Below are 17246 nucleotides of genomic sequence, written 5' to 3' on the forward strand. Positions count from 1 at the left end.
GGCGTGAATACAAGCGCTGGTGGTGATGTCAGCAGGCTGATTGCGCGCTCGCCAGCAAACCCGCACTCAAGAACATCCCCACGCCAAACACAAAATGCGTGGCCAGGCTCTTCAGGCAGTTGCGCACAGGCGTCGGCGTCCTCGACACAAAGAACCCCGCGCCCATCGCCGGCTGCATGAAGCACAAAGGCGCCACGACCGTCACCACACCAACAACCAGCGCGGGCAACAATGTAGGTGCCAGCAACCAGCCCTCCCCCACGATCACGACCAGCAGCATCGCGAACAGCACGCCGATGGCGTAATGAATCCCCCACCCCAACGCCAGCTCATGCCGCACCGGTTCCGCCTTGGCAATCGCCTGGTGCCGCACACGCCCGTGCAGCAAATGCCCCGCCCAACGCCCGACCATGGCGAAGTTCAGCGTGGCAACACCCATCCGCCTAAGCAGCAGCCCCCACAAGTCCATCACCATCGTGGCACCGATACCAATCGGCAAGGCAGCGGAAAACATCGCAGTAAGGGTCATTGAACAAGCCCTCCAAGATTGACGGTCATCACCATGCCGCGCAGCATAGAAGTTGAAGTCAACTTCAAGTCAAGGGCCCGAAATGGACATTGCCGACGTCGCCAAGCGCACAGGCGTACCCGCCTCGACGCTGCGCTACTACGAGAAGAAAGGCCTGCTCAAGTCACTCGCCGGGCCTGGCCAGCGGCGGCAGTTCGCAGCCGATGTTGCAGACCGGCTGGCGCTGATCGCCCTGGGCCAGGCTGCGGGGTTTTCGCTGGATGAAGTGGGGGCGATGCTGGTGGACCTGCAGGTCGACCGGCAGATGCTGATCGCCAAGGCCGACGAACTGGACGCACGAATCAGGCGCTTGCAGGCGATGAGCAAGGGCCTGCGGCATGCGGCGCAGTGCCCTGAGGAAGATCATCTGGAATGCCCGAAATTCCAGCGGCTGATGAAGCTGTCGGCGGCGGGGCATGGAAAGAAACAAGGCAGTTCAACAGTTGTCTTGAAGCGCCCAGATTGAATCATCACCCGACCGCATCGGCACGGTCGCGGCAGGAATGGAAGGCAGATGGCACCTAGCGGCGCCGGGCACATGCCTGCGTCTTGCAGCCCCCGAAAGATTGCTTTCTGGAAGGTGCCGACTCCTTTGCCCGAAGATCGAATACAAGCACCTGCGCATCCGTAGCGTGGCTGAACGTGACCGCCTGGGTTTCCGTCAGCTTCAATCCGTCGCCTTCCACAACACTTTCTCCGTTCACCCGGAGCTTGCCAGCGACAACATGGACATAGGCCTGTCGTCGCCCTGCGAGGGCCAGAGTATGCGACTCACCTTGCGATTTATGACGCGCAGATCGGAGAAACCGTTCTCTTGCGGGTTTCTACAGCTTCCAAACGAGAAGGAATGCCGGGATTTCAGCCACGGCAAACGGGTGGCACCCCGATCACCTGCCTTGCGGATCTCTTTCATGCTCACACCGAAATGCATTGCTTCAAAGAGAGCGCAGCTTAGAGAAGAGTATGATCGAAGAAAAACATCAGAAACTGGTCTAAACCATCGCTTAAACAGATTGAATAGACGCTGGGCTATCCTTGGCACCTGAGACCACACCTGCAACGCCCCTGATTCTGAAGCCCCGCGAGGCGCCTGTTAATCATCAAGATCAATGATAGGTAACATCGATATTCACCTATTTTCTATCAGCTAAATGAAATGGAGAATAGCGGCTGAACTCAAGCCTGGAACTGTCTGATGCGCTTTCTGCCTCTCGCTGCTGCCTCCTTCACTATCACTCTGCTGGCGGGGTGCGCATCCGCGCCTAACCAGCCGACAAAGGAACTGGTGACCGCGAAATCTCCTGAAGCTTTTTCCACCTGCGTCATGCAGAAGCTGCAAGAGAATCAGCAATCACCGAACGTCACCCATACGAGCCAAAGCTATCGCGTGGTTCTGAGCAGCCCTGTTGCGGCGGATAACGTGATCGAGACGTTCAAAGGGGACACGGGCGGGAAAGTCTACATTTATCAGCGGGGGCTCTTTTCAGAAGATCTCGTTCGCCTAGCTTCCCAATGTGCCTGAGGTGAGGGGAGCTCTCACCAAGTTGAAATTGTCGAGTTGGGCAAACGCAGGACGCCAGGACACGCGCATCAGCCAGTTGCAGCAGTCAGGCCAATGCCAACCCTCTGCAATCAGGTTTGTAAGCGTTTGCCGAACCCACCTTCCTGATGCCTACGCGTAGGGCGATGGAACCATATATTGAGATGCCATCTGCCGTCGGGCAAACTCCGGTTGCTTCATTGGCCGATAACAGGAGTTTACGGATGCCATTTCCACTGAAGGAACATAATGCTTTGTTGGCCCTAAAGGGCGTAGGGCCGGCCGTCATTGCTCGCCTTGAGCAGATGGGCATTGACTCGCTAGCTGTGCTCAGCAGAGCGAATGCTGGTGACATCCTGGCTCAGGCGTCGGCAGCAGTGGGATCGACTTGCTGGAAGAATAGCCCCCAAGCTCGGGCCGCCATTGACGCAGCCATTGAGCTTGCAAAGGACTCTCAGTTGAGCACACCAAGTGCGTAAAGCTGATCGTTTATTTCAGTTGGTAAATCTGATTCGAGTCCATCAGCCAATCTCTGCTGAACGACTGGCTAGCCGAATTGGCGTTTCCGTTCGCTCAATCTATCGATACATCGACGACCTTTCCTTCAGTGGAATCCCAATCTATGGTACCGCTGGCGTGGGGTATGCCTTGGATGCCGATTTTGAGATGCCGCCACTAACGTTGAACAGGCTCGAACTGGATGCACTGATGCTCGGGATGGAAATGCTTTCCGCTTGCGCCGATAACGATCTAAGTGCTGCTGCAAGGATGTTGTTGAGCAAAATCTCAGCGTCCATAGTCCATCATCAGGTTGACCCCAGCACGGCAAAAATCAGGGCACTTGGAACCACTCCTTCCTCGACGCGTGGCCATCTGGCAACCCTTCGAAATGCCATCGAAAACGCTCAGGCGCTGACGATAACTTATACCAGCTTGGATGATGCAGTTTCGCAACGCCTCATTTCCCCCCTTGGCCTTTTCTACTGGGGAGGAAAGTGGACGGTTGGAAGCTGGTGTAGTACCAGGGCAGCTTACCGCGATTTTCGGGTCGATCGCATAGCCTCCATCGCTATTGCTCAACAACCATCACCCGACAATCCTGCCCTTGATCTCCAAGCGTATATGAAGCACCAGGCAAGCCAGTGGAAAGCGATCACCACTACTGACACTACGCTGTCAGTATGAACCACTGATCATTGGGACTCCCTAATACATCGAAGGTCATCCCTATGCAGCACTCATCTCATGTACTCGAATTAGCCATTTTCAAGGTCAAACAGGAATGTGTTGCGCAAGTGCCGGTGCTCCGCGCAGGACTTCGTGAAACATTAAAGACCTTTCCTGGCTTGATTGAATACCGTGCCTACTGCCCTATGAGCGACGAACGAATCTTCGCGGATTTAGCAATGTGGGACAGTCTTGAGAACGCACAAAAAGTGGCAAAGGCGTTCAACGATGGAGATCCGAGATTCTCTGAGTATATGTACGCTATTGAAAACCTGACGTTCATGAGTCACCTCGTTCCAGAGATGAGTTGACCCCGGCGGACTGCCAGAGCAGGCAAGAGACACCGATGCCTTTGCTGTCAGGCATCGGTGTCGTCGCTTCCAGTGTAAGTGTTCTCAGATCACCTATTGCTACCCTGCCACCATGATTAGGTTCTTATAGCTTGAGGCCTGAGTCATCAGTTTTTCGTTGAGACGAGCTAACATGCCGTTTACGGTGCACCACTCAGGTGTACCTAAACGCTGTCACACTTCGAGATTTTAGGGCGAGAAATCCTTGAAAATTCAAGGACCTGAATGGAGGCGGCCCCACCAGCCACACCCCGGCACTCGATGTTCCCGCTATGGCTGCTCCCTTCCGGGCCTGACCAGGTTAACGGGTAATCAATGCGGGGGGACCGATGGGGCCACCACTACAAGGCTCGCTGAACAGCGAGTGGCGCCATTGTACCGGTCTTGGGGGCAGATACAACCTCTGGAGGAGAAAAAGTCATCATTTCTCAATGACTTGTCCAGGTCGGGGTGGCCTGGAGCTGGCAATTCGCGGGTGAACCCGCTCCTACAGGGTTAGCGCTGACAGCAAGACCAGCGCAGGACTTGTGGGAGCGGGCGTGTCGAGGCGTCGAACCGCCGCGAAGCAGGCGCCGCGATGGATGGCACGGGCTTCGCCCGTGTTCGCGGGCATGCCCGCTCCCACAAGGACCGCGCAAGCCACAGGGGATTGCGCAGGGCGTCAGACAGCGATGCCCTGTTCGCCCAGGAAGGTGACGAAGGCATCTTCATCAAGCACCTTCACGCCCAACTCACTGGCCTTGGCCAGCTTGGACCCCGCACCCGGCCCCGCCACCACGCAGTGGGTCTTGCCGGATACCGAACCCGCCACCTTGGCCCCCAGGCTTTCCAGCTTTTCCTTGGCGATATCACGGCTCATGCGCTCCAGGGTGCCGGTCAGCACCCAGGTCTGGCCGGCCAGCGGCAAGCCTTCGGCCACTTTCTTCTCGCTGCTCCAGTGCATGCCGAACGCCAGCAACTGTGCCTCGATGTCCCGGGCCAGCTTCTGGTTGGCTTCATCCTTGAAGAACTCGCGCACGGCTTCGGCCTGCTTGGCCGCCAGGGCCTGGCGCAGGTCGATACCATCGGCGGCGATGATCTTGTCCAGGCTGTCTAGCTTGGCCACCAGCTTCTCGGCACCGGTCGGGCCAACCGAGGCGATGTCGAGCTTGGCGATCATGCCGGCCAGGGTGGTGCTGGCGGCGAACTCGGCAGCCAGCTCGCCTTCGTCCTGCAGTTGCATGCCGCTGTCGAGCAACTGCTTGATGACCTTGCGGTTGTGCTCGTCCTCGAAGAAGTTGTGGATCTCGTACGCCACCTCCAGGCCGATGTCCGGCAGGTAGGTGAGCACCTGCGGCAGCGCCTGCTGCACCCGCGCCAGGCTGCCCAGCGAGCGGGCCAGCACCTTGGCGGTCTCCTCGCCTACGTCCGGGATGCCCAGGGCATAGATGAAACGTGCCAGGCCCGGGCGCTTGCTGGCTTCGATGGCATCCAGCAGCTTCTTGCTGGACACTTCGGCAAAGCCTTCCAGGCCGACGATCTGGTCGAATTCCAGCTTGTACAGGTCGGCCGGCGAACCGATCAGGCCTTCGTCCACCAGTTGCTCGACGCTCTTCTCGCCCAGGCCATCGATGTCCATGGCGCGGCGTGACACGTAGTGGATGATCGCCTGCTTGAGCTGGGCGCCACAGGCCAGGCGACCGACGCAGCGGTACACCGCCCCCTCGCTGGTGGTTTCCTTGCCCTTGCTACGCTTGACCAACTGGGTACGCTCGACCTGCGAGCCGCATACCGGGCACTCACTCGGCACCTGCACCGGGCGCGCATCTTCCGGGCGGCGCTCCAGCACCACCTGCATCACCTGCGGAATCACGTCACCGGCGCGGCGGATGATCACCGTGTCGCCAATGCGCAGGCCCAGGCGGGCGATTTCGTCCATGTTGTGCAGGGTGGCGTTGGACACGGTCACACCGGCCACCTTGACCGGCTTCAGGCGTGCCACGGGCGTTACCGCACCGGTGCGGCCGACCTGGAACTCGACATCCAGCACCTCGGTCAGCTCTTCCATGGCCGGGAACTTGTGGGCAATCGCCCAGCGGGGCTCACGGGCACGGAAGCCCAGTTCGCGCTGGGCGGCCAGGCTGTTGACCTTGAACACCACGCCGTCGATTTCGTAGGGCAGGCTGTTGCGTCGCTCGCCGATGTCGCGGTAGTAGGCCAGGCATTCTTCGATACCGGCGGCATGCTTGAGTTCGCGGCTGATCGGCAACCCCCACGCCTTGAGCTGTTCGAGGATGCCGATGTGGCTGTCGCCAATGCTCGCAGACACCTGGCCGACGCCATAGCAGCAGAACTCCAACGGGCGGCTGGCGGTGATTTTCGAGTCCAGCTGACGCAGGCTGCCGGCTGCGGCGTTGCGCGGGTTGGCGAAGGTCTTGCCGCCGGCTTCGGCCTGGGCGGCGTTGAGCCGGTCGAAACCGGCCTTGCTCATGTACACCTCGCCGCGCACCTCCAGCACCGCAGGCCATCCCTCGCCTTGCAGCCTGAGCGGGATGTTGCGCACGGTGCGTACGTTGGCACTGATGTCTTCGCCGGTGGTGCCGTCGCCACGGGTGGCGCCCTGTACGAGCAGACCGTCGCGGTACAGCAAGCTCACGGCCAGGCCGTCGAGCTTGGGCTCGCAGCTGTAGTCGACCGCACCGGGCTGGTCGAGGCCGTCTACCACGCGGCGGCCGAACTCACGCAGGTCGGCTTCTTCGAAAGCGTTGCCGAGGCTGAGCATGGGCACTTCGTGGCGGACCTGGCTGAACGCGGCCAGGGCTGCGCCACCGACACGCTGGGTGGGCGAGTCGGGGGTTACCAGGTGTGGGTATTCGGCTTCAAGCGCCTTGAGCTCGTTGAACAGGCGGTCGTATTCGGCATCGGGCACGCTTGGCTCATCGAGCACGTAGTAGCGGTAGTTGTGCTGGTCGAGCTCGGCACGCAGTTCGTGGATACGGGTTTCGGCGGTCATGGGATTTGTCTTCTCTTGCAAAGCAAAAGAGCAGCCTGGGGGTGGTGCCGGGGGTTTGAGGTATTTATTGCCTGTGCCGGCCTCTTCGCGGGTAAACCCGCTCCTACAGGGGCACCACAAACCTCAAGGGCTGTGGTGTCCCTGTAGGAGCGGGTTTACCCGCGAAGAGGCCGGCACAGTCGATAACAACACCCGAACCGACCAGCACGCCCTGAGGCTGCTCTTTCGTCTGGATCTGTCAGCGCTTCTGGGTCAGCGCACGGCGCTCGAACTCGACGATGCGCTGGCGATAGTGCTCGATGGTCTGGGCGGTCAGCACGCTGCGCTGGTCGTCCTTGAGCTCACCGTTCAGTTCGTGCGCCAGCTTGCGCGCCGCAGCCACCATCACGTCGAAGGCCTGCTTCGGATGACGCGGACCCGGCAGGCCGAGGAAGAAGCTCACCGCGCGGGTGCTGAAGTGGTCGATGTCGTCCAGGTCGAACACGCCGGGCTTGACGGCGTTGGCCATGGAGAACAGCACCTCGCCGTGACCGGCCATGCTTTCGTGACGGTGGAAGATGTCCATTTCGCCGAAACGCAGGCCGCTTTCCAGAATGTTCTGCAGCAGCGCCGGGCCCTTGAAGCCACCCTCGTCGCGGGAGATGACGCTGATCACCAGCACTTCCTCGGCCGGCGGCAGCTCCTTGACGCTGCTGCTGGCAGGCGCCGCACCGTTGCTGCGGGTATTTTCCGCGGCAAAGTCATCATCGCTGTCGGCAAACAGGTCGGGCTCGCGTGGCTCGGCACTCAGGTTCAGGTCGCCCTGCTGTGCATCCGCGGCAGCGGTGGCGCGCTTGCCGCGCTTGGCAGCCTTGGCCGGCTTGGGCTCGCGCTCGCGATCACGCGCAGAAGCACTGAGCGACGGCAGGTCGCTTTCATCCAGCTCAGGCTCCTTGTGGGTATCCAGCACCCGCGACGGGCCAAGCACTTCGGCATTGCCCTCTTCGTCCGGCAGGTTGGAATAACTGCGATCCAGACGGAATTTCAACTTGCCTTTCCCGCCGCGCATGCGGCGCCAGCCGTCGAAAAGAATCCCGGCAATGACAATGATGCCGATGACGATCAGCCACTCGCGCAGACCGATTTCCATGTAATCCCGTGCCTCTATAAAAATATGCTTGAAAACAAAGGGTTCAAAGCCCTTTAACACGTGGCGCCAACTCTATGTTCTGACAGGCGTTTTACCCACGCAAAAAACGAGTGACATTAAGCTAGCACGACCAAAGACAACTTTACACCGTCTGTCGCACATGGCGGGGGCATTTCGCTACGGAATATGCCCTTATCGTCGAGCATCAGGCATCGACCATGGCCATGGCCTCCTCCACGTCGACGGCAACCAGACGTGAACAGCCCGGTTCATGCATGGTCACCCCCATCAATTGATCCGCCATCTCCATGGCAATCTTGTTATGGGTGATGTAGATGAACTGCACGCTTTCACTCATTTCCTTGACCAGACGGGCGTAGCGCCCGACGTTGGCATCGTCCAGCGGCGCGTCGACTTCGTCGAGCATGCAGAACGGTGCGGGGTTCAACTTGAAGATGGCAAACACCAGCGCCAATGCGGTCAGTGCCTTCTCGCCGCCGGACAGCAGATGGATGGTGCTGTTCTTCTTGCCCGGTGGTCGCGCCATGATCGTTACCCCTGTATCGAGTAGATCTTCGCCCGTCAGTTCCAGATAAGCGCTGCCACCACCGAAAACTTTTGGGAAAAGTGCCTGTAATCCGGCATTTATCTGATCAAAGGTATCCTTGAAGCGGTTGCGGGTTTCCTTGTCGATCTTGCGAATGACGTTTTCCAGGGTCTCCAGGGCTTCGACCAGGTCGGCGTCCTGGGCGTCCAGGTAGCGCTTGCGCTCGGACTGCTGCTCGTACTCTTCGATGGCCGCCAGGTTGATCGCCCCCAGGCGCTGGATACGCGCCTCGAGCTGCTCCAGCTCCTGTTCGGTACCCTGCTCGCTGGCTTCGGCCTCGAGAGTGGCGAGCACACCTTGCAGGTCGTAGCCGTCGGCCAGCAACTGCTCCTGCAAGGTCTTGCGCCGCACATCCAGGCCCTGGCACTCCAGGCGCAGCTGCTCCAACTGGCCACGCAGCAATTGGGCCTGCTGCTCGGCCTGGGTACGACGCTTTTCGGCGTCACGCAGTTCGCGGTCGGCTTCGTCCATGTGCAGGCGGGCCTGGCGCATTTCCTCATCGACGCTCATGCGCCGCTCCAGCAGCTCTTCCAGCTTCAGGCGCAGTTCTTCCTGCGGGGCCTCACCCTCTTCCAGGTTCAGGCTCAGTTGCTCCTGGCGCTCGGTCAGGCGCGCGGCCTGCTGCTCCAGGCGCTCCAGTGCCTGCCGGGTGGAGTCGTGCTGGGCACGCAGCGAGCCCAGACGGACAGCCAGCTGGTGGGCGTGATCCTTGTGCTGGCGGGCCTCCTGGCGCACGCGATCGAGGCTTTCGCGCAAAGTGTCGCGGCGGGCCATCAACTGCTCGCGCTGCTCGGTGTCCTGGGCCATCAGCTCCAGGGCCTCCTGCAGCAGCAGGCGGGCTTCGCCCAGTTGCTCATGTTCCAGAGCGCGCTGCTCTTCCAGTTCGGCCAGCTCTTCCTGCAGGCGCCGGCGGCGCAGCTCGACCTGCTCGGCACGTGCGCGGCCAGCCGACAGGTTGGCCTTCAGCTCGCCATGCAGGCGGCTTTCTTCCTGGGTGCGACGGCGCAGTTGTTCCCGCTGCTCTTCAAGGTCCAGCTGCTGCTCGCGCAGGGCCTGCAGTTGCTGTTCCAACTGCTCCAGCGCCGCTTCCTGCTCCAATTGCTCCTGGCCGAGGCGCTCGATCTCCTGGCCGCGTGCCAGCAGGCCGCCTTCGGCTTCGCCGCCACGGCGCACCCGCAGGAAGTGTCGGCCAACCCAGTAGCCATCGCGGCTGACCAGGCTCTGGCCTTCGCCGAGCGAGGCGCGCTGCGCCAGTGCCTGGGCAAGGTCTCCCACGGGTTTGACCTGGCCCAGCCAGGGCGACAGGTCGACACGGCCTTCGACCTTTTCCAGCAGGCTGCCGGGCAGCGACGAGCCGGTACCGCTCGCCAGCAGCAAGCGCAACTCGCCCTGCTCCAGGCCGGCAAAATCCAGATTACTGAAGTCGTCCACCAGTACAGCCTGCAGGTCGGCGCCAAGCACGGTTTCTACCGCAAGCTCCCAGCCCGGCTCAACCCGCAACCCTTCAGCCAGCCGCGGCCGTTGCTCCAGGCCCTGGCCCTGGAGCCAGTCCGCAGCACCTGCACCGGGCTCCAGGGCAGCCTGCTGCAAGGCTTCGAGCGAGGCAAGGCGCCCGCCCAGGCGTTGCAGGTCGCCCTGCGCCTGCTGTTGGGCCTGGGTGGCCTGCTGCAGTTGCTCACGCGCGCCTTCCAGGCGCTCGACCACCTGCTCTTCGGACAACTGCAACTCTTCCAGCAACATTTCGCTACTGGCCAGCTGCTCGGCCAGTTCGAGCATGGCCGCATCCTGCGGGTCGCTGCCCAGCAGCTCGCGCTCCTCGCCCAGCTTGCGTTGGCGCTCGGCCTGGCGTTCCAGGCTGGCTTCCAGCTGCTGCAGACGCGCCTGCTGCACTTCGGCCTGGCGGCGCGGCTCGGCAGAACGGCTGTTGAAGCTGTCCCACTGTTCCTGCCAGCCGTGCATGCCCAGCTCGGCCTCTTCAAGGGCAGCGGCGGCTTCTTCGGCAGCGGCCAGGGTCATTTCCTGCTCGGGTTCGAGCATTGCCAGCTCTTCGCCCAAGGTAGCCAGCAGGGTGCGGTCGTGCCCGAGGTGCGACTCGGTTTCCAGGCGCGTGCGCTCGGCTTCCTTGAAGTCATCCTGCAACTGGCGCAGGCGCTGCTGGCCGTGCTGGATGCTCTGCTCGACCCGGGCGATGTCACCGGCCACCGAGTAGAAGCGGCCCTGCACCTGGTTGAAGCGCTCGGACAATTCGTGATGGCCATCGCGCAGGCGCTCGATGCTGGCATCGGCATTGCGCTGCTCGGCCACCAGCGCCTCATGGGACACATCCTGGTCGCCGATCACCGCCTCGCGCTGGCGCACCCGTTCGTCCAGATCACGCCAGCGCAAGGCCGACAGGCGCGCCTTCAACTGGCGTTCCTGGGCTTTGTATTCCCGGTACTTCTCGGCTGCCTGGGCCTGGCGGTGCAGGCGCTCCAGCTGGCGTTCCAGCTCTTCGCGCAGGTCGGTCAGGCGCGCAAGGTTTTCCTGGGTGCGGCGGATGCGGCTCTCGGTTTCCCGGCGGCGTTCCTTGTACTTGGAAATACCGGCGGCTTCCTCGATGAAGTTGCGCAGCTCCTCGGGCTTGGCCTCGATCAGCTTGGAGATCATGCCTTGCTCGATGATCGAGTAGCTGCGCGGCCCCAGGCCGGTGCCAAGGAAGATGTCGGTGATATCGCGCCGGCGGCACTTGGTACCGTTGAGGTAATAGCTGTTCTGCCCGTCGCGGGTGACCTTGCGGCGGATCGAGATCTCGGCGTAGGCGGCGTATTCGCCGACCAGGGTGGTTTCGCTGTTGTCGAACACCAGCTCGATGCTGGCCTGGCTGACCGGCTTGCGGCCACTGGAGCCGTTGAAGATGACATCGGTCATCGACTCGCCGCGCAGGTTCTTCGCCGAACTCTCGCCCATCACCCAGCGCACGGCATCGATGATGTTGGACTTGCCACAGCCGTTGGGGCCGACCACGGCCGCCATGTTGCTGGGGAAGTTGACCGTGGTGGGGTCGACGAACGACTTGAACCCGGCCAGGCGAATGCACTTCAGGCGCATCGGTCAGCCTCGGGCCAACGCCGCCAGCACCAGTTCGCAGCTGCGCTGGCCATAGGCGGTGAGCACCTCGCGAATGCGCGGCAGGTCACGGGCGATCACGGCGTCGAGCAGGCGGGCGAACAGGTCCAGATAGTCGATCATGCTGGCCTGGCGCTGGTCCAGCGACAGGTAGTAGGCACGGCTCATCGCCGGCTGCAGGTTTTCCACGGTTTCCTGCAGGAACGGGTTGTCGGCGAACGGGTAGGCCGCCCGCATGACTGCGAAGCTGTCGGCGACGAAGGCCTTGATGTCCAGCTGGTCATGGGCTCGCTGCAGGCGCTGCTGGATCTCCAGGAACGGGCGCAGGTCGGCATCGGTGCGCCATTTTTGCGCAACCGCGTTACCCAGCAGGATGTAGAACTCGCCCATCAGTGCACACAGGCTGCGCACACTGCGCTCGTCGAGCTCGGTCACATGGGCACCCCGGCGCGGCAGGATCGCCACCAGGTGGCGGCGTTCGAGGATCAGCAGCGCCTCGCGCACCGAGCCGCGGCTGACGTTGAGTGCCTGGGTGACCTTCTGCTCCTGGATACGCTCGCCTGGCGCCAGCTCGCCACGGATGATGCGTTCGGCCAGGTAATCGGCAATCTGCTCGGAGAGGCTGTCCGGGGCCTTGAACGTCATGGTTTTCCTTCAAAATCATTGAACTGGGCACAAGGAGCGGATTGTAGCGTACTTGGCCGCTGATCGCGCAGAGGGGCCTGGCGGTTTATTTGACCTGCAAGGCAACCACACGCCCGGCGCGATCTATGCTTGGAATATGGGCAATGTGTGCGGCCGGGCTTGGACATGAGCAATTTCTTGACCTTTGAGTCAGAAAAATATTGACCAGCTGGACAGCTCTTGCTTAGAGTCCGCCCAACAACAATAAAACCATTGCGAGGCCATCCCCGTGATCCAGTTTCTCGTAAACCAGGAGCTGCGTAGTGAGCATGCCCTGGACCCGAACATGACGGTGCTGCAGTACCTGCGCGAGCACCTGGGCAAACCTGGCACCAAGGAGGGCTGCGCCAGTGGTGACTGCGGTGCCTGCACCGTGGTGGTCGGCGAACTGACCCAGGACGACCAAGGCAACGACAGCATCCGCTACCGTAGCCTCAACTCGTGCCTGACCTTCGTCTCGTCGCTGCACGGCAAGCAACTGATCAGCGTCGAGGGTCTCAAGCACCAGGGCCAGCTGCACAGCGTGCAACAGGCCATGGCCGATTGCCATGGCTCGCAGTGCGGCTTCTGTACACCCGGCTTCGTCATGTCGCTGTTCGCCCTGCAGAAGAACAGCAGCGGCCCCGACCTGCACCAGGCCCAGGAAGCCCTGGCCGGCAACCTGTGCCGCTGCACCGGCTACCGGCCGATCCTCGACGCCGCCGAGCAGAGCTGCCGCCAGCCCTGCCGCGACCAGTTCGATGCCCAGCAGGCACAGACCATCAGCCGCCTCAAGGCCATTGCCCCAACCCAGACCGGCGAACTGAACAGTGGCGACAAGCGCTGCCTGGTACCACTGACCGTGGCCGACCTGGCCGACCTGTACAGCTCGCACCCCGAAGCGCGGCTGCTGGCCGGCGGTACCGACCTGGCACTGGAAGTCACCCAGTTCCACAAGACCTTGCCGGTGATGATCTACGTCGGCCATGTGGCCGAGCTCAAGCGCATCGAGAAAACCGCCAGCCATCTGGAAATTGGCGCCGCCACACCGCTCACCGACTGCTACGGTGCGCTGAACGAGGAATACCCGGACTTCGGTGCCCTGCTGCACCGCTTCGCCTCGCTGCAGATCCGCAACCAGGGCACCCTGGGCGGCAATATCGGCAACGCTTCGCCAATCGGTGACTCGCCACCCCTGCTGATTGCCCTGGATGCGCAGATCGTCCTGCGCCAGGGCGATCGCCAGCGGGTGATGCCACTGGAAGACTACTTCATCGACTACCGCATCACCGCCCGCCAGGACAGCGAGTTCATCGAGAAGATCATCGTGCCGCGCGCCACCAGCGATTGGGCGTTCCGCGCCTATAAAGTGTCCAAGCGCCTGGACGATGACATTTCTGCCGTATGCGGCGCCTTCAACCTGAGCATCGAAGACGGCGTGGTCAGCGGTGTGCGCATCGCCTTCGGCGGCATGGCGGCAGTCCCCAAACGGGCCCGTGCCTGCGAAGCGGCGCTGCGCGGCAAGCCGTGGAACCAGGCTGCCATCGAGCGCGCCTGCCAGGCCCTGGCCGAAGACTTCACCCCGCTCAGCGACTTCCGCGCCAGCAAGGAATACCGCCTGCTGACCGCCCAGAACCTGCTGCGCAAGTACTTCATCGAACAGCAAACGCCGTACATCGAAACCCGGGTGACCGCTTATGTCTAACCATCACGTAGCCAAGAGCCAGGCCGAGATGGCCGAACTGTTCAGCCAGGACCTGACCACCGGGGTCGGCCGCAGCGTCAAGCATGACAGCGCCGACAAGCATGTGTCCGGCGAGGCGGTGTACATCGACGACCGCCTGGAATTCCCCAACCAGCTGCACGTCTATGCGCGCACCGCCGACCGCGCCCACGCGCGCATCCTGCGCATCGACACCACGCCGTGCTATGCCTTCGAGGGCGTGCGCATCGCCATCACCCACGAAGACATCCCTGGCCTAAAGGACATCGGCCCGGTGGTAGCCGGCGACCCGCTGCTGGCCATCGACAAGGTCGAGTTCTTCGGCCAGCCGGTGCTCGCCGTGGCCGCCCGTGACCTCGATACCGCGCGCCGTGCGGCCATGGCCGCCATCGTCGAGTATGAAGACCTGGAGCCGGTGCTGGATGTGGTCGAAGCACTGCGCAAGAAGCACTTCGTGCTCGACAGCCACACCCACCAGCGTGGCGATTCCGTCGCTGCCCTGGCCAGTGCACCGCACCGCATCCAGGGCACCCTGCACATCGGTGGCCAGGAGCACTTCTACCTGGAAACGCAGATTTCCTCGGTGATGCCCACCGAAGACGGCGGCATGATCGTCTACTGCTCCACGCAAAACCCCACCGAAGTGCAGAAACTGGTCGCCGAAGTACTCGACGTGCCAATGAACAAGGTGGTGCTGGACATGCGCCGCATGGGTGGCGGTTTTGGTGGCAAGGAAACCCAGGCCGCCAGCCCGGCGTGCCTGTGCGCAGTGGTGGCGCGCCTGACCGGCCAGCCGACCAAGATGCGCCTGCCACGGGTCGAAGACATGACCATGACCGGCAAACGCCACCCGTTCTACGTCGAGTACGACGTGGGCTTCGACGACGACGGGCGCCTGCACGGCATCAACTTCGACCTGGCCGGCAACTGCGGCTACTCGCCCGACCTGTCCGGTTCGATCGTCGACCGCGCCATGTTCCACTCCGACAATGCCTACTACCTGGGCGATGCCACCGTGCACGGCCACCGCTGCAAGACCAACACAGCCTCCAACACTGCCTATCGCGGCTTTGGCGGCCCGCAGGGGATGGTCGCCATCGAGCAGGTGATGGACCACATCGCTCGCCACCTGGGCCGCGACCCGCTGGCGGTGCGCAAGGCCAACTACTACGGCAAGACCGAGCGCAACGTCACCCACTACTACCAGACCGTCGAGCACAACATGCTCGAAGAGATGACCGCCGAACTGGAAGCCAGCAGTGACTATGCCGAGCGCCGCGAGTCGATACGCCGCTTCAACGCCAACAGCCCGGTCCTGAAGAAGGGCCTGGCACTGACACCGGTCAAGTTCGGTATTTCGTTCACCGCCACCTTCCTCAACCAGGCCGGTGCGCTGATCCATATCTACACCGACGGCAGTATCCACCTGAACCATGGCGGCACCGAGATGGGCCAGGGCCTGAACACCAAGGTGGCACAGGTGGTGGCGCAGATCTTCCAGGTCGATTTCAGCCGTATCCAGATCACCGCCACCAATACTGACAAGGTGCCCAACACCTCACCGACCGCTGCCTCCAGTGGTGCCGACCTGAACGGCAAGGCAGCGCAGAACGCTGCGGAGATCCTCAAGAAACGCCTGACCGAGTTCGCCGCACGGCACTACCAGGTGACCGAGGAAGACGTCGAGTTCCGCAACGGCCATGTGCGCGTGCGCGACCAGATCGTCAGCTTCGAGCAGCTGGTGCAGCAGGCCTATTTTGCCCAAGTGTCGCTGTCCAGCACCGGTTTCTACCGCACGCCAAAGATCTACTACGACCGCAGCCAGGCACGTGGCCGGCCGTTCTACTACTTCGCCTTCGGCGCCGCCTGCGTGGAGGTGGTCGTCGACACCCTGACCGGCGAATACAAGATGCTGCGCGCCGACATCCTGCACGATGTGGGTGATTCGTTGAACCCGGCCATCGACATCGGCCAGGTGGAAGGCGGCTTCATCCAGGGCATGGGCTGGCTGACCACCGAAGAACTGGTGTGGAACGCCAAGGGCAAGCTGATGACCAACGGCCCGGCCAGCTACAAGATCCCGGCAGTGGCGGACATGCCGCTGGATTTGCGGGTAAAGCTGGTGGAAAACCGCAAGAACCCGGAGGACACGGTGTTCCATTCCAAGGCTGTGGGCGAACCACCGTTCATGCTCGGCATCGCCGCCTGGTGCGCGATCAAGGACGCCGTGGCCAGCATCGCCGACTACCGCGTGCAGCCACAGGTGGATGCGCCGGCGACGCCGGAGCGGGTGTTGTGGGGTTGCGAGCAGATGCGCAAGGCAGTGGCTGCAGCGCAACCTGCCGAGCCGGAGCTGGAAACCGTGTCTCACTGACAATGCAGGGCCCTGTGGGAGCGGGTTTACCCGCGAATGCGATAGTGGTTTCACCGCCGCATTCGCGGGTGAACCCGCTCCCACAGGGATCGCGACGCGACTATAGAGAGGTTGCATCATGCACCAATGGATCAACGCCCTCGCCGACCATCAGTCCCGTGGCGAAGCCTGCGTGCTGGTTACCATCATCGAGGAGCGCGGCTCGACCCCGCGCAATGCCGGCTCGAAAATGGTCGTCAGCGCCAGCGGCCTGTTCGACACCATCGGCGGCGGCCACCTGGAATACAAGGCCCTGCACATCGCCCGGCAAATGCTCGAAGAGCACCGCACCACCCCGCATCTGGAGCGCTTCAGCCTCGGTGCCAGCCTTGGCCAGTGCTGCGGCGGCGTCACTGTGCTGCTGTTCGAACCCATGGCCGCGGTGCAGGCGCAGATCGCGGTGTTCGGCGCGGGCCATGTCGGCCGGGCTCTGGTACCCTTGCTCGCCGCGCTGCCCTGCCGGGTGCGCTGGATCGATTCGCGCGAGCAGGAATTCCCTGCCCTGATCCCCGACGGGGTGACCAAGGTGGTCAGCGAGGAGCCGGTCGACGAAGTGGCAGACCTGCCGCCAGGCTGCTACTGCATCGTCATGACCCACAACCACCAGCTCGACCTGGAATTGACCGCCGCCATTCTCAAGCGCAACGACTTCACCTGGTTCGGCCTGATCGGCTCGAAGACCAAACGGGTCAAGTTCGAACACCGCCTGCGCGAGCGCGGCTATGACGAGGCCGTGATGTCGCGCATGCGCTGCCCGATGGGCCTGGCCGAGGTCAAGGGCAAGCTGCCCATCGAGATCGCCGTGTCCATCGCCGGTGAAATCATTGCCACCTACAACGCCTGCTTCGGCCAGCACGACGCTGCCGCCAATGCCGGCCCCATTGCCCAGTTGCTGCCGCCCTCCCGGCGCAGCCAAGCCATTTGACGAG

General features: G+C 62.3%; 14 protein-coding genes, 1 other RNA gene and 1 pseudogene. 8 read left to right on the forward strand and 8 right to left on the reverse strand.

Annotation, left to right across the window (positions count from 1 at the left end):
• Nucleotides 1-28 precede the first annotated feature (28 nt).
• Nucleotides 29-529 carry a DUF2938 domain-containing protein gene (locus QN085_RS17925; RefSeq protein ID WP_023661284.1) on the reverse strand — a complete coding sequence of 167 codons (501 nt, stop codon included), beginning with the start codon at nucleotides 527-529 and terminating at the stop codon, nucleotides 29-31.
• Nucleotides 530-611: 82 nt separating this feature from the next.
• Between QN085_RS17925 and QN085_RS17930 the strand changes: the two genes are divergently transcribed.
• Nucleotides 612-1034 carry a helix-turn-helix domain-containing protein gene (locus tag QN085_RS17930; protein WP_023661285.1) on the forward strand — a complete coding sequence of 141 codons (423 nt, stop codon included), beginning with the start codon at nucleotides 612-614 and terminating at the stop codon, nucleotides 1032-1034.
• A gap of 55 nt (nucleotides 1035-1089) precedes the next feature.
• Here QN085_RS17930 and QN085_RS26035 read toward each other — a convergent pair whose 3' ends face one another.
• Nucleotides 1090-1329, reverse strand: a complete 240-nt coding sequence (locus QN085_RS26035; protein ID WP_372241122.1) for a pirin family protein — start codon at nucleotides 1327-1329, stop codon at nucleotides 1090-1092.
• A 20-nt stretch (nucleotides 1330-1349) separates the two neighbouring features.
• Nucleotides 1350-1481 (reverse strand): annotated as a pseudogene (locus QN085_RS26040) (pirin family protein); the annotation flags it as partial.
• A gap of 282 nt (nucleotides 1482-1763) precedes the next feature.
• On the opposite strand from QN085_RS26040, the gene QN085_RS17940 reads away from it, so the two are divergent.
• The 4 genes from QN085_RS17940 (at nucleotide 1764) to QN085_RS17955 (ending at nucleotide 3646) form a co-directional block, all read left to right on the forward strand.
• Nucleotides 1764-2090 carry a hypothetical protein gene (locus QN085_RS17940; protein ID WP_013973511.1) on the forward strand — a complete coding sequence of 109 codons (327 nt, stop codon included), beginning with the start codon at nucleotides 1764-1766 and terminating at the stop codon, nucleotides 2088-2090.
• 242 nt (nucleotides 2091-2332) lie between these two features.
• A complete protein-coding gene (locus tag QN085_RS17945; RefSeq protein WP_023661286.1) occupies nucleotides 2333-2587 on the forward strand; it encodes a Pathogenicity locus in 255 nt (84 codons plus the stop codon).
• Nucleotides 2580-3293, forward strand: coding sequence for a helix-turn-helix transcriptional regulator (locus tag QN085_RS17950; RefSeq protein WP_041505749.1), 714 nt, complete (start codon nucleotides 2580-2582; stop codon nucleotides 3291-3293). Before QN085_RS17945 ends, QN085_RS17950 begins: the two co-directional genes overlap by 8 nt.
• Before the next feature lie 44 nt (nucleotides 3294-3337).
• Nucleotides 3338-3646 (forward strand): hypothetical protein, encoded by a 309-nt coding sequence (locus QN085_RS17955; protein ID WP_023661288.1) that lies wholly within the window; start codon nucleotides 3338-3340, stop codon nucleotides 3644-3646.
• Between the two features lie 274 nt (nucleotides 3647-3920).
• On the opposite strand, the gene ffs is transcribed toward QN085_RS17955, so the two are convergent.
• The 5 genes from ffs to QN085_RS17980 form a co-directional block, all read right to left on the reverse strand.
• Nucleotides 3921-4017: signal recognition particle sRNA small type (gene ffs, locus QN085_RS17960), an RNA gene on the reverse strand.
• Between the two features lie 329 nt (nucleotides 4018-4346).
• The gene (gene ligA / locus QN085_RS17965) at nucleotides 4347-6677 is read right to left on the reverse strand and encodes an NAD-dependent DNA ligase LigA (RefSeq protein ID WP_041505748.1); all 2331 of its coding nucleotides are present in this window, start codon (nucleotides 6675-6677) and stop codon (nucleotides 4347-4349) included.
• Nucleotides 6678-6915: 238 nt separating this feature from the next.
• The gene (gene zipA, locus QN085_RS17970; protein WP_015271153.1) at nucleotides 6916-7806 is read right to left on the reverse strand and encodes a cell division protein ZipA; all 891 of its coding nucleotides are present in this window, start codon (nucleotides 7804-7806) and stop codon (nucleotides 6916-6918) included.
• 205 nt (nucleotides 7807-8011) lie between these two features.
• Nucleotides 8012-11500: a chromosome segregation protein SMC gene (smc, locus tag QN085_RS17975; protein WP_013973521.1), complete on the reverse strand. Its 3489-nt coding sequence runs from the start codon at nucleotides 11498-11500 to the stop codon at nucleotides 8012-8014.
• Between the two features lie 3 nt (nucleotides 11501-11503).
• The gene (locus QN085_RS17980) at nucleotides 11504-12163 is read right to left on the reverse strand and encodes a GntR family transcriptional regulator (protein WP_013973522.1); all 660 of its coding nucleotides are present in this window, start codon (nucleotides 12161-12163) and stop codon (nucleotides 11504-11506) included.
• Nucleotides 12164-12431: 268 nt separating this feature from the next.
• Here QN085_RS17980 and xdhA point away from each other — a divergent pair, with 268 nt between their 5' ends.
• The 3 genes from xdhA (at nucleotide 12432) to xdhC (ending at nucleotide 17242) form a co-directional block, all read left to right on the forward strand.
• On the forward strand, nucleotides 12432-13886 hold the full coding sequence (xdhA, locus tag QN085_RS17985; RefSeq protein WP_013973523.1) for a xanthine dehydrogenase small subunit: 1455 nt from the start codon (nucleotides 12432-12434) through the stop codon (nucleotides 13884-13886).
• Nucleotides 13879-16278 (forward strand): xanthine dehydrogenase molybdopterin binding subunit, encoded by a 2400-nt coding sequence (gene xdhB / locus QN085_RS17990; RefSeq protein ID WP_041505746.1) that lies wholly within the window; start codon nucleotides 13879-13881, stop codon nucleotides 16276-16278. Before xdhA ends, xdhB begins: the two co-directional genes overlap by 8 nt.
• A 118-nt stretch (nucleotides 16279-16396) precedes the next feature.
• The gene (gene xdhC, locus QN085_RS17995; protein ID WP_013973525.1) at nucleotides 16397-17242 is read left to right on the forward strand and encodes a xanthine dehydrogenase accessory protein XdhC; all 846 of its coding nucleotides are present in this window, start codon (nucleotides 16397-16399) and stop codon (nucleotides 17240-17242) included.
• The last annotated feature ends 4 nt before the right edge of the window (nucleotides 17243-17246 follow it).

It is taken from the genome of Pseudomonas sp. M2(2023), assembly GCF_030263955.1.
Taxonomy (GTDB): domain Bacteria; phylum Pseudomonadota; class Gammaproteobacteria; order Pseudomonadales; family Pseudomonadaceae; genus Aquipseudomonas; species Aquipseudomonas asiatica.

What these genes read in the sequence shown, in the direction of transcription:
- QN085_RS17930 (WP_023661285.1), top strand. Translation starts at nt 612, where the DNA reads ATGGACATTGCCGACGTCGCCAAGCGCACAGGCGTACCCGCCTCGACG.
- xdhB (WP_041505746.1), top strand. Translation starts at nt 13,879, where the DNA reads ATGTCTAACCATCACGTAGCCAAGAGCCAGGCCGAGATGGCCGAACTG.
- smc (WP_013973521.1), bottom strand. Translation starts at nt 11,500, where the DNA reads ATGCGCCTGAAGTGCATTCGCCTGGCCGGGTTCAAGTCGTTCGTCGAC.
- ligA (WP_041505748.1), bottom strand. Translation starts at nt 6,677, where the DNA reads ATGACCGCCGAAACCCGTATCCACGAACTGCGTGCCGAGCTCGACCAG.
- QN085_RS17940 (WP_013973511.1), top strand. Translation starts at nt 1,764, where the DNA reads ATGCGCTTTCTGCCTCTCGCTGCTGCCTCCTTCACTATCACTCTGCTG.
- QN085_RS17955 (WP_023661288.1), top strand. Translation starts at nt 3,338, where the DNA reads ATGCAGCACTCATCTCATGTACTCGAATTAGCCATTTTCAAGGTCAAA.
- QN085_RS17925 (WP_023661284.1), bottom strand. Translation starts at nt 529, where the DNA reads ATGACCCTTACTGCGATGTTTTCCGCTGCCTTGCCGATTGGTATCGGT.
- QN085_RS17980 (WP_013973522.1), bottom strand. Translation starts at nt 12,163, where the DNA reads ATGACGTTCAAGGCCCCGGACAGCCTCTCCGAGCAGATTGCCGATTAC.
- zipA (WP_015271153.1), bottom strand. Translation starts at nt 7,806, where the DNA reads ATGGAAATCGGTCTGCGCGAGTGGCTGATCGTCATCGGCATCATTGTC.
- xdhC (WP_013973525.1), top strand. Translation starts at nt 16,397, where the DNA reads ATGCACCAATGGATCAACGCCCTCGCCGACCATCAGTCCCGTGGCGAA.
- QN085_RS17945 (WP_023661286.1), top strand. Translation starts at nt 2,333, where the DNA reads ATGCCATTTCCACTGAAGGAACATAATGCTTTGTTGGCCCTAAAGGGC.